This window comes from Jannaschia halovivens (genome assembly GCF_046452375.1).
Lineage (GTDB): Bacteria > Pseudomonadota > Alphaproteobacteria > Rhodobacterales > Rhodobacteraceae > Jannaschia > Jannaschia halovivens.
Window position 1 is genome coordinate 509,211 of the sequence record NZ_JBKFDJ010000001.1, and the last position, 23,785, is coordinate 532,995.

Sequence of the window (23,785 nt, forward strand, 5' to 3'; positions counted from 1 at the left end):
GCGGAAGGTCTGGATATCGAGATCGCGGAGATGACGGTGGCGGAGGCCGAGGCCGAACTCGCCCGCCTGGCCGAGATGCTCGGCCGGGCCAACGCGGCGTATCACGCCGAGGACGCGCCCGAGATCGACGACGCGACCTATGACGAACTCAAGCGGCGCAATGCGGCGATCGAAGCACGCTTCCCCGATCTCAAGCGCGCCGACAGCCCGACAGACCTGGTCGGGGCTGCCCCGGCGGACGGGTTCGGCAAGATCAGACACAGCATCCGGATGCTGTCGCTCTCGAACGCATTCACCCGCGAGGATGTCGCCGAGTTCGACGCCCGGATCCGCCGCTTTCTCGGGCTCGGCGCGGAGGACCGGCTGGCATATACGGCCGAGCCGAAGATCGACGGCCTTAGCCTCTCGATCCGATACGAGGATGGCGCCCTGATCCACGCCGCGACCCGTGGCGACGGGCAGACCGGCGAAGACGTGACCGCGAATGTGCGGACCATTGCGGATGTTCCCGCAAGGCTCGATGGTGCGCCCGCCCTGCTGGAGGTGCGGGGCGAAGTCTATATGAGCCACGCCGATTTCGCCGCCCTCAATGCGCGGCAGGCCGAAGCCGCGGCCAAGACCTTCGCCAACCCGAGGAATGCCGCGGCCGGCAGCCTGCGCCAGCTCGACGCCGAGATCACGCGCGCCCGGCCGCTGCGGTTCTTCGCCTATGCCTGGGGCGAGGTGTCGGATCCGTTGGCCGACACGCAGACCGGCGCGCTGGACCGGCTGGCGCGCCTCGGCTTCTCGGTGAACCCCGAAACCGCGACCTGCGACGGACCCGCCGCGTTGATAGAGGTTTATGACGGCATCGCCGCGCGCCGGGCCGAGCTCGGCTACGATATCGACGGCGTGGTCTACAAGGTCGACGACCTGGCGCTTCAGGCGCGGCTGGGGTTCCGTTCGACCACGCCTCGCTGGGCCACGGCGCACAAGTTCCCCGCCGAGACGGCGTGGACCCGGCTGGAAGGCATCGACATACAGGTCGGGCGAACCGGCGCGATCTCGCCCGTGGCGCGGCTGACGCCTGTGACGGTCGGCGGCGTGGTGGTGTCGAACGCCACGCTCCACAACGAGGACTACATCGCGGGCCGCGACAGTTCAGGCGACCCGATCCGAGACGGCGTCGACCTGAGGGTCGGGGACCGCGTCGAGATCTATCGGGCCGGCGACGTGATCCCGAAGGTGCGCGGCGTGGACCTGTCCGCGCGTCCGGCGGACGCTCTGCCGTACGCCTTCCCCGAGACCTGTCCCGAATGCGGCAGCCCGGCGACGCGCGAGCCGGGCGAGAGCGTGCGCCGTTGCACCGGTGGGCTGATCTGTCCCGCGCAGGTGATCGCACGGCTCAAGCACATGGTCGGGCGCGCGGCGCTGGATATCGACGGGCTGGGCGACAAGGAGGTCGAGCGGTTCCACGACCTCGAATGGGTTCTGCGTCCCGCGGATATCTTCACGCTCCAGCGCCGCTACGGGTCTGGGGTGAGGAGCGTGGCGGCGCTCGACGGCTGGGGCGAGACCTCGGCGGCCAAGCTTTTCGCGGCGATCGAGGTGGCGCGGGTGCAACCGCTGGCGCGCGTCCTCTTCGGGCTGGGCATCCGCCATCTGGGCGAAGTCGCGGGGCGCGACCTGGCCCGGCATTACGGATCGTGGGACGCGTTCGCGGCGGGTGTTGATGCGGCCGGGCCCGCGGCCGAGGCGCATCGGCGGGCCGAGGTCGCCGTCGCGGCCGAGCGGGCCGAGGCCGCCGCCGAAGGACGGCGCGCCAAACCGACCGACATCCGCGCGACCGTATGGGCCGACGTCGAACCCGAGGCCCGCGCCGCCTGGGAGGAGATGGTCGGCATCGACGGCATCGGTGCGACGCTGGCGCTGGCGATCTGCGACGCGCTCCACGCCCCGGAGGAACGGGCGGCGATCGACGCGCTCCTTGCGGAACTCGAGATCGAGGCGCCCGAGGCCGTGGCCGAGGCGAGCCCGGTCGCGGGGCTCACCGTCGTCTTCACGGGCACGTTGGAGAAGATGACGCGGGCCGAGGCCAAGGCGCGGGCTGAGGCGCTGGGCGCGAAGGTGTCGGGCTCGGTTTCGGCCAAGACGGACCTGCTGGTCGCGGGGCCGGGTGCGGGGTCGAAGGCCGAAAAGGCGGCAACCCTCGGGGTGCGAATGCTGGACGAGGACGGCTGGCTCGACCTGATCGGCGAGGCATGAGCGGGCGGCCGGAGCGTCTGTTCCCGCTCTTTGCCGGGCTGGAGACCCTGCCGGGGATCGGCCCGAAATCCGCCAAGGCGCTGGCCAACCTGCACGTCGCAACGCCGAAGGACCTCGTCCTGACGCTGCCGACGGGGGGCGTCGACCGCAGCCCGGTCGAGAGCATTCGCGACGCGGTGCTGCCCGGCGTGGTGACGGTTCAGGTTACCGTCGGGCGCCACATCCCGCCGGCCACGCGGGGACGCCCCTACCGGATCGAGGTCGAGGACGCGAAGACCAGCTTTCAGGTCGTCTTCTTCCGGGGTGCCGCGGAACTGCACGAGCGGCTTTTGCCGACGGGACAGGCGCGCGTGATCTCGGGCAAGGCGGAGCTTTATGACGGGGTCGCGCAGATGCCGCATCCCGATCACGTGCTGATGCCGGGCGAGGCGCTGCCCGCCTATGAGCCGGTCTATCCCCTGACCGCAGGCGTCACGGCGAAGGCGATGGCGAAGGCCGTCGCCGGGGCGCTGACCCGTGTTCCGGACCTGCCCGAATGGATCGATCCGGGGCAGGTCGCGCAAGCCGGGTGGCCCGGCTTCGCCGAAGCGTTGCGTGCGGTCCACGCGCCCGAGGGAGCCGCCGACCTGTCGCCCGGAACGATGGCGCGGCAGCGGCTGGCCTATGACGAACTCTTCGCGCATCAGCTGACGCTGGCACTCGCGCGGGCGACCGAGCGGGCCCGCAAGGGGCGCGCGACCGAGGGGGACGGGCGGTTGCGGCGCAAGGTGCTGGCCTCGCTGCCGTTCCAGCCGACGGGCGCGCAGATGCGCGCCATCGACGAAATCGCGGGCGATCTGGCCGGGACGCGACGGATGAACCGGCTGCTCCAAGGCGATGTCGGTGCGGGCAAGACGCTGGTTGCGCTCATGGCGCTGCTCGCCGCCGTCGAGGCGGACGGGCAGGGGGTGCTGATGGCCCCGACCGAAATCCTGGCGCGGCAGCATTACAAGGGGCTGCAACCGTTGGCAGAGGCGGCGGGCGTCGTGCTCGAGGTGCTGACGGGCCGCGACAAGGGTCGGGAGCGGCAAGTCAAGCTCGACGCGCTGGCGCGCGGCGATATCCACATCCTCGTGGGCACGCATGCCGTGTTCCAGCGTGACGTGGCCTTCGCTGACCTGCGCCTCGCCGTGATTGACGAGCAGCACCGCTTCGGCGTCCGCCAGCGGATGCTTCTGGGCGAGAAGAACGTGGGCGTCGACGTGCTGGTGATGACCGCGACGCCGATCCCCCGCTCGCTGGCACTGACGCAATACGGCGACATGGACCTGAGTGTGCTGGACGAGAAGCCGCCGGGCCGCACCCCGGTCGCCACGGCGACGGTGCCCGTCAGCCGGATGGACGACGTGGTGGCCAAGCTGCGCGCGGCGGTGGCCGAGGGGCGGCAGGCCTATTGGGTCTGTCCGCTGGTCGACGAGTCCGAAACGGTCGACACCACCTCGGCGGAGGAGCGGTTCCGCTCGCTCCGCGCGGCCTTTGGCGATGGCGTGGTGGGCATGGTCCACGGCCAGATGCCGCCGGCCGAAAAGGACGCGGCGATGGCGCGTTTCGTAGCGGGCGACACCAAGGTGCTGGTGGCGACGACCGTGATCGAGGTCGGCGTCGACGTGCCCAACGCCTCGATCATGGTGATCGAGCGGGCCGAGACCTTCGGGCTGTCGCAGCTGCATCAGTTGCGCGGACGGGTGGGGCGCGGGGCGGCGGCCTCGACCTGTCTGCTGATGTACAAGGCGCCGCTCGGCGAGACGGCCGAAGCGCGGCTGCGCATCCTGCGCGAGAGCGAGGACGGCTTCCGCATCTCGGAGGAAGACCTTCGGCTGCGCGGGGCGGGCGACGTGATCGGGACGGCCCAATCGGGCCTGCCGCGGTTCCGCATCGCCGACCTCGAACGGCAAGCTGGGTTGATGGAGATCGCGCAGTCCGATGCGCGCATGCTCCTGACCACCGACCCCAAGCTCGAAGGCGAGCGGGGACGTGCCGCGCGCCTTCTCTTGTGGCTCATGGAGCAGGACAGGGCGCTGAAGCTTCTGTCCGTCGGCTAGGTCATAGCGCGGAACAAACGCGGTTTGTTCACCGATGTTCTAAAAAAGTTCTTTACAGAACGTGAACGGATGTGAGAACAAAGGGTCAACAAGAGCAGCCGAGGAGGTCCAGCAAATGGCCCGAAAGATCATCCGCACCGTCAGCCGTATCGAACGCGAGCCGGTGACCGACATCCTCGGCGGCATCTGGCTCGTGACCCTCGTAATGGGTCTGCTTCACCTGCCCAGCCTGCTCGCCTGACACCCGGTTTCTGCCCGCGTTCCGTTCATTTCCGGTTCGTTCGATCCCCGTCGTCCGACCCCGGCCCGTCCGCCTGTCCCCGCGTGACGCCGCCACCGATCCTCCGCGTGTTCCCTGCGGAATTTGATCACTGCCCGTGAACGGGATGCCACTTCACCCGCCGCCTCCGCCCCACGGAGTGCGGCGGTTTTTTTGGACAAAGCCCAAGGGGGATCAGGAGGCGGTGTGCCGCGCGTCCGATAGCTGATCGAGAGCGGCCAGCGTGGAGTCGAGCGCCAGGAGGATCGACGCGTGCCGGTTGCGGTAGTCGCGCGCAGGCTCCAGCACCTCGTAGCCTTCGAACGGCGCATCGGGGACGGGGCCGCCGGCGGTCAGCATGGCGTGCAGCCCGTCGCGCGCGGCCTGCACCTCGTCGCGCGTGCGCCCGATCATCACGGCCCCCGAGATCGCGGCAGAGGCCTGGCCCAATGCGCAGGCCTTCACGTCCTGCGCGTAGCGGGTGATGCGCCCATCCTCGGCATCCAGCGACACCGTCACCGTCGAGCCGCAGAGCGGCGAGCGCGACCGGGCGGTCGCCATCGCGCCGTCGAGCGTCCCCGCGTGGGGCATGTCGGCGGCAAGTGCGAGGATGCGGCCCGAGTAGAGCTTGATCAGATCGGCGTCGGACATGCGGGTTCCTTTCGCGCAGCCTGCGCCTTAGGTAGCGTCGCGACCCGGCGATGCAAAGGTGCCCCATGAGCTTCGACCCTGCGACATTGCGCTACGACGACCGCGGCCTGATCCCGGCCATCGCGCAGGACCATGCCACGGGCGAGGTGCTGATGATGGCATGGATGAACGCCGAGGCCGTGGCGCAGACCATCGCGACCGGTCGCGTCACCTATTGGAGCCGGTCGCGTCAGGCCTTCTGGATTAAGGGCGAGGCGTCAGGCCATGTTCAGACGCTCGTCGACCTGCGCGTCGATTGCGACCGCGATGCGCTGCTGCTTCGGGTCGAGCAGCTCGGCCCGGCCTGCCACACGAACCGCCGGTCATGCTTCTATACGGCCATCCGTGACGGGGAGGAGGTCGAACTCATGGCGCCGGAGACCATCGGGGGTTGAACCGTTAGCGGTAACAGTGCATTTCCCAGACAATAGGAGGGACGCTCATGCCGCTCGATTCCCGCATCGACGAGATCACCGACAATATCCGCGAACGCTCCCGCGACCGTCGCGAGGCGTACCTCAAACGTATGCGGACGCAGGCCGAGCAGGGGCCGCGGCGCGGTCACCTGGATTGCGGCAACCAGGCCCATGCCTATGCCGCGATGGGCGAGATGAAAGACGACCTCGTCGCGGACCGCGTTCCGAATATCGGGATCGTGACCGCCTATAACGACATGCTGAGCGCGCATCAGCCGTTCAAGGACTATCCCGACCGCATCAAGGCCGCCGCGCGCGCCGCGGGTGCCACGGCGCAGGTCGCGGGCGGTGTGCCCGCCATGTGCGATGGCGTCACCCAAGGCCAGGCGGGGATGGAGCTGTCGCTCTTCAGCCGGGACGTCATCGCGCTCGCGACGGGCGTCGCCCTCAGCCACAACACGTTCGACAGTGCGCTCTACCTCGGGATCTGCGACAAGATCGTGCCGGGCCTTGTGATCGCGGCCGCGACCTATGGGTATCTGCCGGGGATCTTCGTGCCCGCCGGACCGATGCCCAGCGGCTTGCCGAACGAGGAGAAGGCCGCGACCCGTCGCGCCTTCGCCGAAGGGAAGGTGGGACGCGCCGAACTGATGGCAGCCGAAATGGCGTCCTACCACGGTCCCGGCACCTGCACCTTTTACGGCACGGCCAATTCCAACCAGATGTTGATGGAGTTCATGGGCCTGCACCTGCCGGGTGCGAGCTTCGTAAACCCCGGCACGCCGCTCCGCGACGCGCTGACGGATGCCGCCGCGACCCGCGCGGCCGCGATCACGGGCCTCGGGAACGCCTACACCCCGGTCTGCGACGTCCTCGATGAAAGGGCCTGGGTCAACGGCTTGGTCGGACTGATGGCGACGGGCGGGTCGACCAACCTGGTGCTGCACCTCATCGCCATGGCGCGCGCGGCCGGGGTCGAGCTGACCTGTGCCGATTTCGACGCGATCTCGGGCGTCACACCCCTGATGGCGCGGGTCTATCCCAACGGCCTTGCGGACGTGAACCATTTCCACGCGGCGGGCGGGCTGCCCTACATGATCGGTCAGCTTCTCGACGCGGGCCTCCTGCACGAGGACGTGCAGACCGCGGCGGGGCAGGGCCTCTCGGCCTATGCGAGCGAGCCGAAGCTCGGACCCGACGGCCTTCACTGGGCGCCCGGCCCGCGCGAAAGCCAGAATGACAAGATCCTGAAGCCCCCGCACGACGCCTTCGCCACAACCGGGGGCCTGCGCCAGATGCGCGGCAATCTCGGGCTCGGCGTCACCAAGATCAGCGCCGTGGCCGAGGATCACCACGTCGTCGAGGCGCCCTGCGCCGTCTTCCACGACCAGGACGCGGTCAAGGCTGCGTTCAAGGCGGGCACGCTCGACCGCGACGTGATCGTGGTGCTGCGCTACCAGGGTCCGAAGGCCAACGGCATGCCGGAACTGCACGCGCTGACCCCGTCGCTCTCGGTGCTACTGCAACGCGGGTTCAAGGTCGCGCTGGTCACCGACGGGCGCATGTCGGGCGCGTCGGGCAAGGTGCCATCGGCCATCCATGTCGCGCCCGAGGCGCTGGATGGCGGGCTGATCGCCAAGCTGCGCGATGGCGACGTCATCCGCTACGATGCCGAAGAGGGACGGCTCGAATGCCTGACCGAGGGCGTCGAGGCGCGCGAGATCGAGGTCCCCGACCTCAGCGCCAACGAGGAGGGGCTCGGCCGCGAGCTCTTCGCGCTCTTCCGTGCCAATGCCGGTCCCGCCGACCAGGGCGCCGGCATCGTCATCTGAACCACCCGGAGCCTTGCCCATGACCCCCGCCGACCAGTCCCGCGCAGCCCACGATATCGCCGCTGCGGCCCCCGTGATCCCCGTGCTCGTGCTCGACGACGCGCCCCAGGCGCGCCCCTTGGCCGAGGCGCTGGTGGCCGGCGGCCTGCCCGCGCTGGAGGTCACGCTGCGCACGCCCGCGGCCCTCGACTGCATCCGCGCCATGGCCGAGGTGCCGGGCGGGATGGTGGGCGCGGGCACGCTCCTGACGCCCGAGGACGTGCGGGCGGCCAAGGCGGCGGGCGCAACCTTCGGGGTGTCGCCCGGCGCGACCGACACGCTTCTCCAAGCTTGTGTGGACGAGGACTTGCCGCTTCTGGCGGGGGCCGCAACCGCGACCGAGGCGATGGCCCTTCTGGAAAAGGGCTACGACATGCTGAAATTCTTCCCGGCCGAGGCCTCCGGCGGAGCGCCCGCGCTCAAGGCTATCGGCGCGCCGATCCCGCAGATCGCCTGGTGTCCAACGGGCGGCGTCAGCCCGTCCAACAAGGGCGACTACCTGTCGCTGTCGAACGTGGTCTGCGTCGGCGGCTCCTGGGTCGCGCCGAAGGACGCGATGGCGGCGGGAGACTGGGCCACGATCGAAGAGCTGGCCCGCGAGGCGCGGACCTAGGACAGCCCGGCCGTCGAGCCCGCGCCGGTCTCGAGATAGCCATCGACCTCGCCCGAGCCGATGCCGCCGAGCTTGGTGAAATCGCCGCCGATGAACATCGCCTGGCCCGCGTCGCGGATCACCTGATGCGTGGCCCGCGCCAACGCCGAGCCGAGCGAGATGCGCGCGGCCCCGGCCTCGGCGAAGTCCGTCCGCGAGGATTGCGTCCATGGCCCGGCGGCCAGTGCGTTGACCGGCTTCGAGACGCTGGCGGTGATCCGTCTGAGGTCGTCCATCTCGCCCGGCATTGGGCAGTAGAGGACGTCCGCCCCCGCCGCCTCGAACGCCTTGAGCCGCCGGATCGCCTCGTTCAGATCGTAGGCGCCGGTCATCACGCCATCCGCCCGCGCGCAGAAGACAAAGTCGCGGGTCGCCTGCCGCGCGGCCAGCGCCGCTGTCTCGATCCGCGCGACCGACGCGGCGAAGTCGTAGGCCGTGCCGTCGGGCGCGATATCCTCAATGCAGCACCCGGCCAGCCCCGCCAGTGCCGATTGCTGCACCGTCTCGGCGCAGTCGATGGGATCGGGCCCGTAGCCGTCCTCCAGATCGGCCGAAACGGGCACGTCCACGTGTTTCGCGAGGTCGGCGGCATGGGCGATCGCCTCGTCCCGGCCGACGCGTCCGCCATCGGGCAGGCCGCGCGTGAAGGCGAACCCGGCCGAGGAGGTCGCGATCGCCTGCGCGCCAAGGGCCACGAGCATTCGCGCCGAGCCGACATCCCATGCATTCGCAAGGATGAAGGGGTCACTGGGGACGTGCATCGCGCGGAAATCGGTCATTTCGGGCCTCCTGTTCGCGGCGAAGGGGACACGCCGCGCGCGCGGGTGTCAAACGGTTGCGGCGCGGCGCGCGGCCATGTTACGCCACCGGCCATGGACCGCGCGCGCTGCATCATCTGCATCTGACGCGTCCGTCGAAGCAATCGGCGGGCGACGGGTGTCCGCGACCGCGCTCCGGCCCCATCCCCGCGAACACGGAAAGGCCGGCATGGACCGACCCGACATCCGCCTGCGCGACAGCCTCCGCCGCGAGGTCGTCCCCTTCGTCCCGCTCGATCCGGATAACGTCCGGATGTATCTCTGCGGGCCGACCGTCTATGACCGCGCGCATCTCGGCAACGCGCGGAACGTGATCCTGTTCGATGTGCTGGCGCGGCTGATGCGGCACGACTACCCGCGCGTGACCTACGTGCGGAACGTCACGGACGTGGACGACAAGATCAACGCCCGCGCGGCCGAGACGGGGCGCGACATCCGCGACATCACCGAGGAAACGCTCGGGTGGTTCCATGACGACATGGCCGCGCTCGGGAACCTGGCCCCCGATATCGAGCCGCGGGCGACCGAGTACATTCCGCAGATGATCGAGATGATCGAAGGGCTGATCGCGTCGGGGAACGCCTACGCGGCCGACGGCCATGTCCTCTTTGCGGTGGGGTCGTATGACGGATACGGCAAGCTTTCGGGCCGCTCGCTCGACGACATGATTGCCGGCGCGCGGGTCGAGGTCGCACCCTACAAGCGCGACCCGATGGATTTCGTGCTGTGGAAGCCGTCGGAGGATGGCACGCCCGGTTGGGACAGCCCGTGGGGTCGGGGGCGACCCGGCTGGCATATCGAGTGCTCGGCCATGTCGAAGGCGCTGCTGGGCTCGTCCTTCGACATCCATGGCGGCGGCAACGACCTGATGTTCCCCCATCACGAGAACGAGCGCGCGCAGAGCTGCTGCGCCGATCCCAACGCGGGCTTCGCGCAGATCTGGCTGCACAACGAGATGCTGCTGGTCGAGGGCCGGAAGATGTCCAAGTCGCTGGGCAATTTCTTCACCGTCCGCGACTTGCTGGATCAGGGCGTGCCGGGCGAGGTGATCCGCTTCGTGTTCCTGTCCACGCACTACTCCAAGCCGATGGACTGGACCGAGGCGAAGGCGCGCGAGGCCGAGGGCATCCTGCGGAAATGGCGGGCACTTGCCGCGGAGGGTGGCACGCCCGATCCAAGCGTTCTCAATTTGTTGCGTGACGACGTTAACACACCGGGTGCGATCGCGGAACTGCACCGCATCGCCAAGACGGGCGACGGCGCGACGCTCGCGGCGTCGGCGGCGCTGCTGGGGCTGTTGATTCCCGAGATGGGCGACTGGCTCGAAACATCTGCACAATACGGTGAGGTAATCATGATAGCAGCCATGGCATGGCGTGACGCGCGCCAACGCGGTGATTACGCGCGCGCAGACAGTATTCGCGATGCGCTCAACAGTGCAGGCGTTCGATTAAAATCTGAGGTTTTTCCGAATGTCGCGTGGGAGGTTACCGGCGCATTCGATCCCGCGCGGCTCGAGGGCGCGGTGTGACCGAACGCCTCTACCTCTACGACACCACGCTGCGGGACGGGCAACAGACGCAGGGCGTCCAGTTCGCGGCCACCGAGAAGCGCGAGATCGCGGGGATGCTCGATGCGCTCGGGGTCGACCATATCGAGGGCGGATGGCCCGGCGCGAACCCGACCGACAGCGAGTTCTTCGACGATGCGCCGAAGACGCGCGCGACGCTGACGGCCTTCGGGATGACCAAGCGGGTCGGGCGCTCGGCGGCGAATGACGACGTGCTGGCCGCGGTGTTGAACGCGCGCACGCCCGCCGTCTGCCTCGTCGGCAAGACGCACCCGTTCCATGTGCGCACGGCGCTCCGCTGCACGCTGGAGGACAATCTCGACGCGATCCGCGATTCCGTGGCCCATCTTGTGGCCGAGGGGCGCGAAGCCCTGTTCGACGCCGAGCATTTCTTCGATGGCCACGCCGAAGACCCGGACTATGCCGTCGCCTGCCTTCAGACCGCGCTGGATGCCGGGGCGCGGTGGGTCATCCTATGCGACACGAACGGGGGCACCATGCCCGCGCGGATCGGCGCGGTCGTGGCCGAGGTCATCGCGGCGGGTATTCCCGGTGACCGGCTGGGCATCCACACCCATAACGACACCGAACAGGCCGTGGCCGGCACGCTGGCCGCGGTCGATGCGGGCGCGCGGCAGATCCAGGGCACGCTGAACGGTCTGGGCGAGCGCTGCGGGAACGCCAACCTGACCTCGCTCATCCCGACGCTGGTCCTGAAATCCGAATACGCCGACCGGTTCGAGACCGGCGTGACTGCCGAGGCGCTGCCCCGGCTGATGCGGGCCTCGCGGCGGCTGGACGACATCCTCAACCGCGTGCCCCGGCGCGAGGCGCCCTATGTCGGCGCCTCGGCCTTCGCGCATAAGGCGGGCCTCCACGCGAGCGCGATCCTCAAGGATCCGACAACCTACGAGCACGTGCCGCCTGAATCCGTGGGCAACCACCGGATCGTACCGATGTCGAACCAGGCGGGCCTGTCGAACCTGCGCCGCCGCCTGGCCGAGGCGGGGCTCGAGGGGGACGAGGACCAACTGCGCCGCATCCTGACCCGCGTGAAGGAGGCCGAGGATCGCGGCTATGCCTACGACGTGGCGCAGGCGTCGTTCGAGATCATGGCGCGCGAGGAGCTGGGGCTGATGCCCGAACTGTTCGAGGTGAAGCGCTACCGCGTCACGGTCGAGCGGCGAAAGAACAAGTACGACCGGATGGTGACGCTGTCCGAGGCCGTGGTCGTGGTGAAGGTCGATGGCGAGAAGAAGCTGAGCGTGTCCGAAAGCCTCGACGAGAGCGGCAGCGACCGCGGCCCTGTCAACGCGCTCTCGAAGGCGCTGGCCAAGGATCTGGGGCGCTATCAGGACGGCATCGCGGATATGCGGCTGACAGATTTCCGCGTGCGCATCATGCAGGGCGGGACCGAGGCCGTCACCCGCGTCATCATCGACCACGAGGACGATGCCGGGCGCCGCTGGTCGACCGTGGGGGTCAGCCCGAACATCGTGGATGCGTCCTTCGAGGCACTGCTCGACGCGGTGCGCTGGAAGCTGGTGCAGTGACCGTCGCTGCCTGCGCGGGTCTCGTGCAGCGGGGCGACCCGGCGCGGTTCCGGGCGGTCATGGCCGCGCCCGTCGGCCTGCGCACGATGCTGTTCCCGCTCTATGCCTTCAACCTCGAGGTGGCGCGCGCGCCCTGGGTCACGCAGGAGCCGCTGATCGCGCAGATGCGCCTTCAGTGGTGGCGCGACGCGCTGGACGAGATCGCAGGCTGCGGCCCAGTCCGGCGGCACGAGGTGGTCACGCCGCTGGCCGAGGTGCTGGACGGCGAAGGCGCGCGGGCGCTGGACGACGCGGTCGCGGCACGCATGTGGGATGTCGAGGGGACGCGCCCCGAGGATGCGGCCGCGCTGCTGCGCCATCTCGACCGGACATCGGGCACCCTCCTCTGGACGGCGGCGCGGCTTGTGGGGGCGCACGATGCGCCGGCGGCGCGGGATGCGGGGCTGGCGCACGGGATCGCGTCCTGGCTGACGGCGATGCCGAACCTCGAGGCGCGGGGCCGCGCGCCCTTGCCGCCCGGCGACCGGGAGGCGGAGGTGCGGGGCTTGGCCGAGGCCGGGCTCGCCGCGCTCGGACGGTTTCGCGACGCGAAGGTTCTCAAAGCGGCGCGGCCCGTCTTCTTCGTGCTGTCCGACGTCGCGGCGGTCCTGACGGCGTTCCGCGATGCGCCGGACGTCCAGCCTGAGCTGTCGGACGCGGGCAGCCGGTGGCGCCTCGTCCGTGCGTCGATCACGGGGCGGGTCTAGGGGGGCTCAGGCCCGCTCGGTCCGCAGGTAGCTGCGCATCCCGTAGATCAGCGGCGCGCCGTCCTCGTCCACGCGCACGGCCCGGACGCGCCCGATGATGACGTGATGCGTTCCGATCTTCTCTGCCGACTGGACGTCGCAGTCGAAGCCCGCCAGCGCGTCGAGCATCGGCGCGCCGGTCGCCTCGGTGTCCCAGTCGATCGCCGCGAACTTGTCTCCGCCCGGCGCGGGCGCGCGGCTGGCGAAGGTGTCGGCCACCTCCGCCTGATCGTCATGCATCACGTTAATTGCGAAGCAGCCGTTCGTCAGAATCGGTTCGGCCGCCGAAGACCCGCCGTTGATGCAGACCAGCATCGACGGCGCCTCGCCATCGGCGGACACGCTGGTCCAGGCCGAGACGGTGACCCCGGCGCGCCCGCCCGGCCCGTCGGTCGTGACGATGCTGACCGTGGCGGCCGCACGGCTCATGGCATGGACGAAATCGGCGCGGAGCTGGCTGTCGGGCATGTCCCCGCACCTAACGCATGGGGGGATGGTGTCGAGAGGGTTTCCCTCGGGCGCGCGGCGTGGTTGCGTCGGCGCCGGAGGTGACGCCATGGCATTGCAGGACGCGCGGGATCAGGTCGACGGGGCATTCACGCGCGACGACCCAAGGGGGCTGAACTTCGAGAACGCGTTTGGCGGCGCGACCTCGATCTTCCGGCGGCGCTACACCAAGGACCTCGCGGGGTTCGACCTCGCCGTCACGGGCGTGCCCTTCGATCAGGCCGTCACACATCGCCCCGGCACGCGCTTCGGCCCGCGCGCCATCCGCGAGGCGAGCACGCTGCAGCCCTTCGATCCGCCGTACTACTGGGGCTATTCGCCGCTCGACGCCTTCGCGATCGCCGACTACGGCGATGTCGGGTTCGATTACGCCAAGGTGGCCGACTTCCCGCAGGCGTTGCGCGATCACGTCGCGGGCATACTCGGGCAGGGCGCGGGCTGCATCGCGATGGGGGGCGACCACTATGTCAGCTTCCCGATCCTGCAGGCCCATGCCGAGATGCACGGACCCCTGAGCCTGATCCAGTTCGACGCCCATTCCGACACCTGGCCCGATGATGACCTGAGCCGGATCGATCACGGAACGATGTTCTACAAGGCGGTCAAGACCGGCGTGATCGACCCCGAGACGAGCGTGCAGGTCGGCATCCGCACGGTGAACCCGGATACGTTGGGTGTGACGACGATCGACGCCCGCGCGGTCCACGAGGCGGCGCCAGGCGAGGTGGCGGAGCGGATCAAGGCCGTCGTCGGCGACCGCCCCTGCTACGTGACCTTCGATATCGACTGCCTCGATCCAGCCTTCGCGCCGGGCACGGGAACGCCGGTCTGGGGTGGGCTGTCGAGCGCGCAGGCAGCGGCGATCCTGCGCGATCTTGCGGGCATCAACATGGTCGGCGGCGACGTGGTCGAGGTCTCGCCGCCCTATGACACGACGGGGGCCACGGCCATCGCGGGGGCGCATGTGGTGATGGAGCTGATATGTCTCTGGGGCTGGACGCGCCGCTGAGGCAGGGTCAGCGGAACGCCAGCCCCACACCGAAGGCCACGACGGCGCAGGCGCCGCCAACCAGCAGCGTCTCGCCGACCGAGCGCCAGATCGATTCCGTCGAGACCCGCCAGCGCAAGTAGCCCAGCACCATCAGCGCCAGCACCGAGCCCACGCAGCTGAGCGTGAAGCTCGTCGTGCCCGACCCTCCGGCGATGTAGGGGAGGAGGGGGACGGCTCCGAAGACGACGAAGCTGCCGAAGGTCACCAGCCCGTTCAGCCAGGGCACATCGTCGGTCGGGTCGGCCAGCCCGATCTCGTATTGCATCATGAAATCGGCCATCATCTCTGGGTTTCTCGCCAGGATCGCGGCCATGTCGCGCGCGTCGGCGGGCGCCACGCCCCGCTCTTCCAGAAGCTCGACCGTCTCGGCGATTTCGGCCTCGGGGTTCACGTCGATCTCGCGGCGTTCCTTTGCGCGGATCGCGCGGTAGACGTCCTGTTCCGAGCGCGACGACAGGAACTCGCCCAGACCCATCGAGGTCGCATCCGCAAAGAGATTGGCCAACCCGAAGAGCAGAACCGCCACGACGCCCACCTCGGCCGTGCCGTCGGTCGCAAGCCCCGCGAAGCCCGCGACCACGGCGAAGGTCGTGACGATGCCGTCATTGCCGCCATAGACGATCTGCCGGATGAAATCCTGCAGCGGCGTGATGCGGTGTTCGTCGGCCTTGTGGCGGGCAAGCGCGCTGTCGGTCATCCGCCGAGCATCGAGACCTGCCCGGGCGCGGTCAAGCCGGTCTGGCAATGGGCCCGCGTCCGGCTTAGATGAAACGGGAGACGGCCCTGAGGAGGCACCATGCCCCGCGACCTGAAGATCCCCGCCGAGCGGCATCCCGAAAAGCAGCGCGGCCCCGACAACCCGCAGCCGAAGAAGCCTGCGTGGATCCGGGTGAAGGCGCCCGTGGGCGAGGGCTATAAGCAGACCGCCAAGATCATGCGCGAGCACAAGCTGGTGACGGTCTGCGAGGAGGCGGGCTGTCCCAACGTGGGCGAGTGCTGGTCGCAGGGCCACGCGACCATGATGATCATGGGCGAGGTCTGCACGCGGGCCTGCACCTTCTGCAACATCGCGACCGGCAAGCCCCCCGAGGCGCTCGACGTGTTCGAGCCGGGGCGCGTGGCCGACGCGGTGCAGAAGCTGGGCCTCAACCACGTGGTCGTCACCTCGGTCGATCGCGACGACGTCGAGGATGGCGGGGCCGAGCATTTCGCCCAGACGATCCGCGCGATCCGCAAGCGCGCGCCCGACACCACGATCGAGATCCTGACGCCCGACTTCATCAAATGCGCCCCCGAGGCGCTGGAGGTCGTGGTCGCGGCCCGGCCGGACGTGTTCAACCACAACCTCGAAACCGTGCCCGGCCTCTATCCCGAGGTGCGGCCCGGTGCGCGCTACTTCCATTCGCTGCGTCTGCTGCAGCGCGTGAAGGAGCTGGACCCGTCAATGTTCACCAAGTCCGGTATCATGGTGGGTCTGGGCGAGGACCGGCAGGCGGTCTTGCAGGTCATGGACGACATGCGCGCCGCCGATATCGATTTCCTGACCATCGGCCAGTACCTCCAGCCGACGCCGAAGCATCACGCGGTCGACCGTTTCGTCACGCCCGAGGAGTTCGCGGGCTACGAGAAGGCCGCATGGGGCAAGGGGTTCGGGATGGTGTCGGCCACCCCGCTGACGCGATCGAGCTATCACGCGGGCGACGACTTCGCGCTCCTTCGGGCGGAGCGCGAGAAGCGCCTCGGCCGGGGCTGATCCGCGCGGACGCGATGTCGTCGCAATCTTCCGCTAGGCGGACGGCATGATGATGCGACGACGCTTTCTCAACCCGCATGTTGCCCGCGCGCTGATCTTCTTTCTGGGCACGGCGCTCGGGGGGCTGCTCCTCTTCAACACCGACGGTTGGGCCTGGTGGATCGCGGCCTTCGCGATCTGGATCGTCTTCGGCATCCTGGGCGAACGGGTGTTCCGTCGCCTCGCCACGCCCGAGGAAATCCGCGAAGACCTCGCGAACCGCGCCGACAGCATAGACTGAGACGGGGCTATTCGCGGGGCGGGAGCGCCTTGAGATAGGCTGCGATGGCCGCCCGGTCGCCATCCGGCAGGCGGGCGAGGTTCTCGACCACATGCCTCATATGTCCGGCGGCCACGTCGAATTCCGGCGTGAACCCGTCGGTCAGATAGGCCGTGATCTCGTCTTCGGACCAGGACAGCTCGGCGGGCGTGACGTTCGGAATACGCCCCGGACCCGACGGGTTCGGCGCCCCGGCCATCCATCGCGACCGGTCGAGCCCGCCCAACGCGGTGCGCGGCGTGTGGCATTCGGCGCAGTGGGACAATGCCTCGGCGAGATAGCGGCCCCGCTCGACATCCGCCTCTGGGCCGGGCCCGGTGAAGCCTTCGGACCCGTAGAGGTGTTTCCAGACACCGACGCCGCGTCGGATAGAGAAGGGGAAGGCGATGTCATGCGCGGGCCCCACGCCCGCGACCGCCGGAAGGGTCTGCCAGAACGCCCAGAGGTCGACGATGTCCTGCGGATTGGCCAGCCTGTACGCCGAATAGGGAAAGACCGGGAAGTAATGCGCGCCCTCGGGCGAGACGCCCCGCTGCACGGCGCTGGCGAAGTCGTCCGCCGTCCACGCGCCGATGCCATCCTCGGGATGCATCGAGACGTTGGGCGCGTAGAAGGTGCCGAAATCCGACGGAAAGGCCTGACCGCCGGTCAGGACGAGCTGCGCGTCACCCTCGGCCTCGGGGGCCATGTGGCAGGACGCGCAGCCCCCGGCCCAAAAGACCGCCTCGCCGCGTGTCGTATCCCCGGCGAGGTCGTCATAGATGCCCGCGGGCAGCGGGTCGGCGCGCGTGATCCAGAGCCCCAGCGAGAGGCAGGCCGCGCCCAGAAGCGCGACCCCGACGATCAGGCGCCGCATCCCGGCTCAGTTCTTGAGGCGGAAATCGTCGTGGCAGCCGCCGCAGGACTTTCCGACATCGCCCATCGCGGCCTGCACGCCCTCGAGCCCGTCGCCCGCGACAGCCTGAAGTGCCGCCACGGCGGTGCCATAGGTCTCCCAATCCTCTTGGAAGCCATCCCAGTTCTCGGCGATGGCCGGCAGCGAGCGGGTGCCCTCGATCCCCAGCGTGTCCGCCGGGAACAGCGGCTCGAGATGCAGCATCGACATCGCGACGAGGTTGTCGGCGGCGACCTGTGCCGTGGCTGCGTCATACTCGGCATCGCCGCGCGCCATGCCGCCCACGAGACCCAGATTATAGCCCACGACCTGCATGGCGCCCTGGCGCGCCTTGATCTGCGGCGGCGCCTCGTGCGAGGCGGCGAGGGCGATGGTTCCGACGGTGCACAGCCCGGCGACGAACGCGATGGTCGAACGATTCATGACGTAACTCCCATAAGACAACGGGCCAAGCTTGCGCCCGGCCCGATGCCAAATCAACCAATGATTTACCTAAGGTAAGTCCGGCTCAACCCGGATGGTACGCCTGCTCGCCATGGATCGCGAGGTCGAGGCCCTCTTGTTCGATGTCCTTCGAAACGCGGATCGGGAAGATCAGCTTGACCGCGAACACGATCAGCAGGGTCACGACGATCGTGTAGATCCCGACCACCGCGATGCCGCCCAGTTGGGCCGCCCACGTGCCCGCGCCGAAGACCGCGATCATGATCGTGCCGAACACGCCGCCGACCCCGTGGACGGCGAAGACGTCGAGCGTGTCGTCGATCTTGAGAAGGTTGCGGATGACGTTCACCGCCTCCTGGCAGAGGACGCCCGCGACCGCGCCGATCACCAGCGCCTCGACCGGGCCGACGAAGCCCGAGGCGGGTGTGATCGAGGCGAGGCCCGCGATGGTTCCCGTCACGATCCCCACGAGAGAGGCCTTGCCGTACTTGATCCGCTCCCACATGGCCCAGCTGAGCGATGCGGTCGCCGCCGAGATATGCGTCACGGTCAGCGCCATGGCGGCGCCGCCGTCGGCGGCCAGCTGCGAGCCGCCGTTGAAGCCGAACCAGCCGACCCAGAGCATCGACGCGCCGATCATCACGTAGCCGGGATTGTGCGGCGGCTTGGTCTTGTCGCCGCGCGGGCCCAGGAAGACCGAAACCACGATCGCCGCGAGGCCCGCCGTCTCGTGCACCACCAGGCCGCCGGCGAAGTCGCGCACGCCGATCGCGCCGAAGATGCCGCCATCCGACAGCATCCCGCCGCCCCAGATCCAATGGACCACCGGCGCATAGCACAGCAGCATCCACGCCCCCGAGAACGCGAGGACGAAGCCGAAGCCGACCCGCTCGACATAGGCGCCGACGATCAGGGCGGGCGTGATGATCGCGAAGGTCATCTGGAAGGCGAAGAACAGCACCTCCGGCAGGGTGCCCGCCAGGTCGTCGGCGGTCACCCCGAGGAGGAAGGCCTTCTCCAGCCCGCCCCAGAGCGCATTGCCCTCGCCGAAGGCGATCGAATAGCCCACGGCAAGCCACAGGACGCTCATCAGACAGGCGATGGCGTAGCAATGCATGAAGACGCTCAGCACGTTCCGCGACCGGACGAGCCCGCCGTAGAACAGGGCAAGGCCAGGCAGTGTCATGAACAGGACCAGCGCGGTTGCGACGATGATCCAGGCGGTGTCGGCTCCGACCATTTCGGTATTCTCCCCCTCGGTGTCCGGGTCGTGTGGCGAGGGGCCGGTGCCGGGGAAAGAGGCACGGGGCATGCGACATGCTGAAATTTGTCGCGATGCGCGAGTTGCGCAGGGTTTGGGCGGCTAGGACGCGAATTGCCTGCAAATTGGGCGGCGGTGAATCAGCGGCTCGCGCGCCAGTCGGCCCAATCCTCGGGCGTGTCGAGATCGGTCAGCGCCGCGCGCCCGGGCAAGGCTACGGTCGCGATCCCGGCCTCGGTCAGCAGGGCGCGTGCGCCGCGATCGCCGGTCAGGCGGGCCAGGGCGGCGAAGTGATCGCGTCCGAAGACGACCGGCTGACCCGGTGTCCCGTCCGCGGCGGTCGCCCGGAGGATCGACGCGTCGCATCCACGCCATGCGTCCACGACCGCCTGCAAGGCGACCGGATCGATCTCGGGCATGTCGGCAAGGTGGATCAGGAGCGCGCCGGCCGTCACCTCGGCCACGCCCGCCCGGATCGACGCGGACATCGCTCGGTCCACCACATCCACCAGCCGCGCCGGCGTATCGCCCAGCCAGGCCCGCCGCTGGGTATCGCCGGCGGGCAGCGCGACGATCACCTCGGGCGAGACGGCGCAGGCGGCCCGCACGGCGCGCAGGACAAGCGGGGTGCCATCCACCTCCTCCAGAAGCTTGTCCGCGCCCCGCATCCGCGACGACGCGCCCGCGGCGAGGACGAGGATGGCGGGGATGGGGCGCATGGTGGTTTCCGAGGCTGCGGTCACGTCCCGTTAACTTTCCTCGCGTCCTCTGGCCAGAAATACCTCGGGGGTCCGGGGGCGGCGCCCCCGGCCTCGCTCATCCGCGCTGACGCGCGCCATTGGCGTCGAAGATCGGCGCGTGCTGCAACCGCGCGGGCAGCCGCTTGCCCAGAACCTCGATCGACCAAGGCCCGTCGGCATCTGCGTCCTTGCGAGGCACATAGCCCAGCGCCATCGACGCCGCCGCATGATGCGCGAACCCGCCAGACGTGACCCAGCCGACGCAATCGTCGCCCAGATAGATCGGCTCGTCCCCGATCACGTCCGAGTCTTCGGCCTCGACCACGAAGCTGCGCAGCCGCAACGCGCCGCCCGTGTCCCGCTCGGCGAGCGCGCCCGCCTTGCCGATGAACGCCGCGTCCTTGCCGTATGCCACGAACCGGTCCAGCCCTGCCTCGAGCGGGCCGTAGAGCGGGCGATACTCGCTGCCCCAACCGCCATAATTCTTCTCCAGCCGCATGGCGTTGAGCGCGCGCAGACCGAAGGGCCTGATCCCCAGCGGCTCGCCCGCCTGCATCAGAAGCTCGAACACGCTGCGCTGGTATTCCGGCTTCATCCATATCTCGTAGCCGAGATCGCCGGTGAAGCTGACGCGGCCCACGATGCAGGGCGCCATGCCGACATCCATGCGTCGGACCCGCATGAAACGCATGCCGTCGTTCGAGACATCCTCGCCCGTAACCGCCTGCATCAGCTCGCGCGACTTCGGTCCCGCGATCGAGAGGCCGAGCAGTCCGAGACCGTGATTGACGATCTCGATCTCCTCCTCCCCGCGATGGGTCTCGAACCAGCGCATGTAGAACACCTCGGCCATGCCCGACCCGGCAAGGAAGAATTCATCCTCGGCCAGGCACGAGATGGTCAGGTCGCCCTGCAACTTGCCGTCTTCCTTGAGAAGCGGCGCGAGGGCCATGCGGCCCGGCGCGGGGATCTTGCAGGCGAAGAGCCGGTCGAGCCATGCGCGCGCACCCGGGCCACGTACGGCGAACTTCGAGAAGCCAGAGATCTCCATGATCCCGACGCCCTCGCGGCAGGCGCGCACCTCGGCGGCGACATGGTCGAAATCGGTCGAGCGGCGCCACGAGAACACGTCCCGCGTTTCGTCGGGGGAGAACCAGAGCGGCGCCTCGAGGCCCCAGCTGTCGCCCATCTGCGCACCGAGCCCCAGAAGGCGGTCGTAGATCGGCGTCGTCTTGTGGGGACGCGCGGCGGGCAGCTCCTCGTTGGGGAACTTGATCGAGAAGCGGCGGGCGTAATTCTCCTGCACCTTGGGGTTGGTGTAGCTGAGCGTGGCCCAGTCGCCGTAGCGGGCGACATCCATCGCCCAGACGTCGAAGCCCGGATCGCCGTCGGTCATCCAGTTGGCCAGCGCCAGTCCCACGCCGCCGCCCTGGCTGAACCCCGCCATCACGCCGCAGGCCGACCAGAAGCCGGGCAGGCCGCGCACGGGGCCGACCAGCGGGTTGCCGTCGGGCGCGAAGGTGAAGGGTCCGTTGATGATCTGCTTGATGCCCGCATCCTGGAAGGCCGGGAAGTGGTCGAAGCCAACCTCCAGCGATGGCGCGATGCGGTCGATATCGGGCTGGAGCAGCTCGTGCCCGAACTCCCAAGGCGTATCGCGGGGCGACCAGGGCACGCAGGCCTTCTCGTAGGTGCCCATCAGCATCCCCCCGCGCTCTTGCCGCAGGTAGAGCTCGCCGTCGAAATCGACTGCGTGGATGACTTCCTTGCCCGTCGTGGCGTTGATCTCGGCGACTTCCGGCATGTCCTCGGTCAAAAGGTACATGTGCTCCATCGCCAGCACCGGCAGCTCCAGCCCGACCATGCGCCCGACTTCGCGCGCCCAGAGACCGCCGGCATTCACCACATGCTCGGCGCGGACGTCACCCTTGTCGGTATGCACGAGCCAGCCGTCATGGGTTCGCGTCAGCCCGGTGACGCGGGTGTGGGTCTCGATGGTGGCGCCGAGTTTGCGGGCGGATTTCGCGTAGGCATAGGTCGTGCCCGACGGGTCGAGATGGCCATCGACCTGCGTGCGGGCCGCCCCGATGAACTTCGACGGATCCATCAGCGGGAAGGCGGCATGGGCCTCCTCGGGGCTGATGATCTCGATCTCGATGCCTTGATAGGCGGCGCGCGAGGCGGTGGATTTCAACCAGTCCATCCGGTCGGGGGTCGAGGCCAGCAGCACGCCGCCGGTCTGATGCACGCCGGTCGCCTGGCCGGACAGCTCCTCGATCTCCTTGTAGAGCTCGATGGTGTATTGCTGGAGCTTGGCGACGTTCGGGTCGCCGTTGATGGTGTGGAAGCCGCCCGCGGCGTGCCACGTGCTGCCCGACGTCAGCTCCGAGCGCTCGAGGAGCAGCGCGTCCGTCCAGCCCGCGCGGGCCAGGTGGTAGAGGACCGACGCGCCGACGACGCCGCCCCCGATGATGACTACGCGCGCGCTGTCCTGCATGTCCCGCTCCCCTCGATCGCCGTTTGCCCGAGGCTAGGGCAGGGGACGGGCAAGCGGATAGGGGTTATGCGACCTGCGAGGTCGGATTCGAGCGGAGCGGCGGGATCGGATACGGTGGCGCAACGGCGCGGGTCCGGTCCGGAGGGTGATGCGGTCGGGATCGGGACCCTGCCGGGGCGCCGGGGTCGATCTGTCCGGGCGCATTGGTGCAGTCGAGAATATTCGTACGAGTATCCTCGTCCGTTCCGCGTTGAAGAGACGTGAACGCTTGCATTTGCCGGAATGCGAGAGCCGGGTCGCGTTCCGCGCGCGTCTTCTGGCCGGGTCCTCTTTGAGCGCGGAGGGTGGATGGCTCGGGCGCGCTACTCGCCCGCAAGGTCCCGCAGGTCGGCCAGCGCCGTGTCGCCGACCTCGATCTCGGTCCGCGCGCGGCGGGCCATCCGGGTAGAGCCGGGCAGGCGGGCGTCGCCATCCGCTTCGATCGCCGTCGCCAGCCGCTCCAGCGTCGTCGCGAACGCCCCGCCCGAGGCGGCGCCGGGGTCGATGGCGATGATCGTCTGCCCGAGGCCCGGCGGGTCGCCCTTGTCATCGAAGAGGCTCGACGCCTCGCCCGCGAGGTTCGCCCCCGAGAGCGCTGCGGCCATCACCTCGACCATCAGGGCCAGCGCCGCGCCCTTGGCGCCGCCCGCGGGGACCATCGTCCCGGCCAGCGCGGCCTCGGCATCGGTCGTCGGGTTGCCGTCGCGGTCGAGCGCGATGCCTTCGGGGATCGCGGCACCCGTGCGGCGGGCGGCCAGCACCTTGCCGCGCGCCACCGCCGAGAGGCTGAGGTCGATCACCAGCGGGATCGCATCCGCGCGCGGTGCACCGAACGCGATGGGGTTCGTCCCCAGAAGCCCGGTCTTGCCGCCCCATGGCGCCATGGCCGAGGGCGTGTTGACCATCATCAGCGCCACGAGGCCCGAATCCGCCAGCCGTTCGACATGCGGCCCGAGCTGGCCCGCGTGATGCGAGCGGTGGATCGTGGCGCAGGCGATGCCCTGGGCGGGGGCCATCTCGATCAGCGCGGCGAGTGCCGCATCGACCGCCGGAAAGGCAAAGCCGTTCCGCGCGTCGACGCGGATCAGGCCGGGGGCCGGACGAGCCACGTCGGGCGTCGCCAAGCCGTTGACCTTGCCTGCGCGCACCTGTCCCACGTAGCTCGGCATCCGGCTGAGCCCGTGGCCCGTCTGTCCGTCTCGCTCGGCGAAGACCAGCGCGGCGCCGACGCGGGCGGCGGTGTCGGGCGCGGTGCCTGCGCGGACAAAGGCCGCAGTGGCGAGCCGTTCGAGTTCGGTGACGGCGACGGTCTCGGGCATGGCGGCGCTCCGGGTAATCTG

Annotated in this window: 22 protein-coding genes; 12 read left to right on the forward strand and 10 right to left on the reverse strand. The window is 69.3% G+C overall.

All coding sequences use genetic code 11. From position 1 onward, the window contains the following. The first annotated feature begins 30 nt into the window (after positions 1–30). The 3 genes from ligA (at position 31) to ACK8OR_RS02600 (ending at position 4,566) form a co-directional block, all read left to right on the forward strand. Positions 31–2,244 carry an NAD-dependent DNA ligase LigA gene (gene ligA, locus ACK8OR_RS02590; RefSeq protein WP_410189856.1) on the forward strand — a complete coding sequence of 738 codons (2,214 nt, stop codon included), beginning with the start codon at positions 31–33 and terminating at the stop codon, positions 2,242–2,244. Further along, a complete protein-coding gene (gene recG, locus ACK8OR_RS02595; protein WP_410187908.1) occupies positions 2,241–4,325 on the forward strand; it encodes an ATP-dependent DNA helicase RecG in 2,085 nt (694 codons plus the stop codon). The genes ligA and recG overlap by 4 nt, the downstream gene beginning before the upstream one ends. A gap of 115 nt (positions 4,326–4,440) precedes the next feature. Further along, positions 4,441–4,566 (forward strand): hypothetical protein, encoded by a 126-nt coding sequence (locus tag ACK8OR_RS02600; protein ID WP_410187909.1) that lies wholly within the window; start codon positions 4,441–4,443, stop codon positions 4,564–4,566. 213 nt (positions 4,567–4,779) lie between these two features. On the opposite strand, the gene ACK8OR_RS02605 is transcribed toward ACK8OR_RS02600, so the two are convergent. Continuing rightward, positions 4,780–5,235 (reverse strand): iron-sulfur cluster assembly scaffold protein, encoded by a 456-nt coding sequence (locus ACK8OR_RS02605; protein WP_410187910.1) that lies wholly within the window; start codon positions 5,233–5,235, stop codon positions 4,780–4,782. A 65-nt stretch (positions 5,236–5,300) separates the two neighbouring features. Here ACK8OR_RS02605 and hisI point away from each other — a divergent pair, with 65 nt between their 5' ends. The 3 genes from hisI to eda are packed head-to-tail and all read left to right on the forward strand — an operon-like array spanning position 5,301 to position 8,174. Beyond that, entirely contained in the window at positions 5,301–5,669 is a 369-nt protein-coding gene (gene hisI / locus ACK8OR_RS02610; protein WP_410187911.1) for a phosphoribosyl-AMP cyclohydrolase, read from the forward strand. 47 nt (positions 5,670–5,716) lie between these two features. Then, positions 5,717–7,522: a phosphogluconate dehydratase gene (gene edd / locus ACK8OR_RS02615; protein ID WP_410187912.1), complete on the forward strand. Its 1,806-nt coding sequence runs from the start codon at positions 5,717–5,719 to the stop codon at positions 7,520–7,522. Between the two features lie 19 nt (positions 7,523–7,541). After that, positions 7,542–8,174, forward strand: coding sequence for a bifunctional 4-hydroxy-2-oxoglutarate aldolase/2-dehydro-3-deoxy-phosphogluconate aldolase (gene eda / locus ACK8OR_RS02620; RefSeq protein ID WP_410187913.1), 633 nt, complete (start codon positions 7,542–7,544; stop codon positions 8,172–8,174). On the opposite strand, the gene ACK8OR_RS02625 is transcribed toward eda, so the two are convergent. Then, the gene (locus ACK8OR_RS02625) at positions 8,171–8,992 is read right to left on the reverse strand and encodes an isocitrate lyase/PEP mutase family protein (protein WP_410187914.1); all 822 of its coding nucleotides are present in this window, start codon (positions 8,990–8,992) and stop codon (positions 8,171–8,173) included. The genes eda and ACK8OR_RS02625 overlap by 4 nt on opposite strands. A gap of 208 nt (positions 8,993–9,200) precedes the next feature. On the opposite strand from ACK8OR_RS02625, the gene cysS reads away from it, so the two are divergent. Genes cysS through ACK8OR_RS02640 form a run of 3 tightly spaced genes read left to right on the forward strand, consistent with a single transcriptional unit; the run spans position 9,201 to position 12,900 of the window. Further along, positions 9,201–10,562 (forward strand): cysteine--tRNA ligase, encoded by a 1,362-nt coding sequence (gene cysS, locus ACK8OR_RS02630; RefSeq protein WP_410187915.1) that lies wholly within the window; start codon positions 9,201–9,203, stop codon positions 10,560–10,562. Then, positions 10,559–12,154, forward strand: coding sequence for a citramalate synthase (gene cimA / locus ACK8OR_RS02635; RefSeq protein WP_410187916.1), 1,596 nt, complete (start codon positions 10,559–10,561; stop codon positions 12,152–12,154). The genes cysS and cimA overlap by 4 nt, the downstream gene beginning before the upstream one ends. Continuing rightward, positions 12,151–12,900, forward strand: coding sequence for a squalene/phytoene synthase family protein (locus tag ACK8OR_RS02640; RefSeq protein WP_410187917.1), 750 nt, complete (start codon positions 12,151–12,153; stop codon positions 12,898–12,900). Before cimA ends, ACK8OR_RS02640 begins: the two co-directional genes overlap by 4 nt. Positions 12,901–12,906: 6 nt before the next feature. Here ACK8OR_RS02640 and ACK8OR_RS02645 read toward each other — a convergent pair whose 3' ends face one another. Next, a complete protein-coding gene (locus ACK8OR_RS02645; RefSeq protein ID WP_410187918.1) occupies positions 12,907–13,407 on the reverse strand; it encodes a flavin reductase family protein in 501 nt (166 codons plus the stop codon). Positions 13,408–13,495: 88 nt separating this feature from the next. On the opposite strand from ACK8OR_RS02645, the gene speB reads away from it, so the two are divergent. Continuing rightward, positions 13,496–14,455, forward strand: coding sequence for an agmatinase (speB, locus tag ACK8OR_RS02650; RefSeq protein ID WP_410187919.1), 960 nt, complete (start codon positions 13,496–13,498; stop codon positions 14,453–14,455). A 7-nt stretch (positions 14,456–14,462) separates the two neighbouring features. Here speB and ACK8OR_RS02655 read toward each other — a convergent pair whose 3' ends face one another. Next, positions 14,463–15,194: a VIT1/CCC1 transporter family protein gene (locus ACK8OR_RS02655; protein WP_410187920.1), complete on the reverse strand. Its 732-nt coding sequence runs from the start codon at positions 15,192–15,194 to the stop codon at positions 14,463–14,465. 99 nt (positions 15,195–15,293) lie between these two features. On the opposite strand from ACK8OR_RS02655, the gene lipA reads away from it, so the two are divergent. Together lipA and ACK8OR_RS02665 are read left to right on the forward strand one after the other, a co-directional pair. Continuing rightward, on the forward strand, positions 15,294–16,250 hold the full coding sequence (gene lipA, locus ACK8OR_RS02660) for a lipoyl synthase (protein ID WP_410187921.1): 957 nt from the start codon (positions 15,294–15,296) through the stop codon (positions 16,248–16,250). 46 nt (positions 16,251–16,296) lie between these two features. Next, entirely contained in the window at positions 16,297–16,530 is a 234-nt protein-coding gene (locus ACK8OR_RS02665; protein WP_410187922.1) for a hypothetical protein, read from the forward strand. A 7-nt stretch (positions 16,531–16,537) separates the two neighbouring features. Here ACK8OR_RS02665 and ACK8OR_RS02670 read toward each other — a convergent pair whose 3' ends face one another. The 6 genes from ACK8OR_RS02670 to ACK8OR_RS02695 form a co-directional block, all read right to left on the reverse strand. After that, positions 16,538–17,425, reverse strand: coding sequence for a c-type cytochrome (locus ACK8OR_RS02670; RefSeq protein ID WP_410187923.1), 888 nt, complete (start codon positions 17,423–17,425; stop codon positions 16,538–16,540). A gap of 6 nt (positions 17,426–17,431) precedes the next feature. Next, positions 17,432–17,887, reverse strand: a complete 456-nt coding sequence (locus tag ACK8OR_RS02675; protein ID WP_410187924.1) for a c-type cytochrome — start codon at positions 17,885–17,887, stop codon at positions 17,432–17,434. Between the two features lie 85 nt (positions 17,888–17,972). Beyond that, the gene (locus ACK8OR_RS02680) at positions 17,973–19,148 is read right to left on the reverse strand and encodes an ammonium transporter (protein WP_410187925.1); all 1,176 of its coding nucleotides are present in this window, start codon (positions 19,146–19,148) and stop codon (positions 17,973–17,975) included. Between the two features lie 161 nt (positions 19,149–19,309). Next, positions 19,310–19,888: a nucleotidyltransferase family protein gene (locus tag ACK8OR_RS02685; RefSeq protein WP_410187926.1), complete on the reverse strand. Its 579-nt coding sequence runs from the start codon at positions 19,886–19,888 to the stop codon at positions 19,310–19,312. Between the two features lie 97 nt (positions 19,889–19,985). Further along, positions 19,986–22,406, reverse strand: a complete 2,421-nt coding sequence (locus ACK8OR_RS02690; protein WP_410187927.1) for a GcvT family protein — start codon at positions 22,404–22,406, stop codon at positions 19,986–19,988. A gap of 362 nt (positions 22,407–22,768) precedes the next feature. Then, positions 22,769–23,764 carry an Ldh family oxidoreductase gene (locus tag ACK8OR_RS02695; RefSeq protein WP_410187928.1) on the reverse strand — a complete coding sequence of 332 codons (996 nt, stop codon included), beginning with the start codon at positions 23,762–23,764 and terminating at the stop codon, positions 22,769–22,771. Between the last annotated feature and the right edge of the window lie 21 nt (positions 23,765–23,785).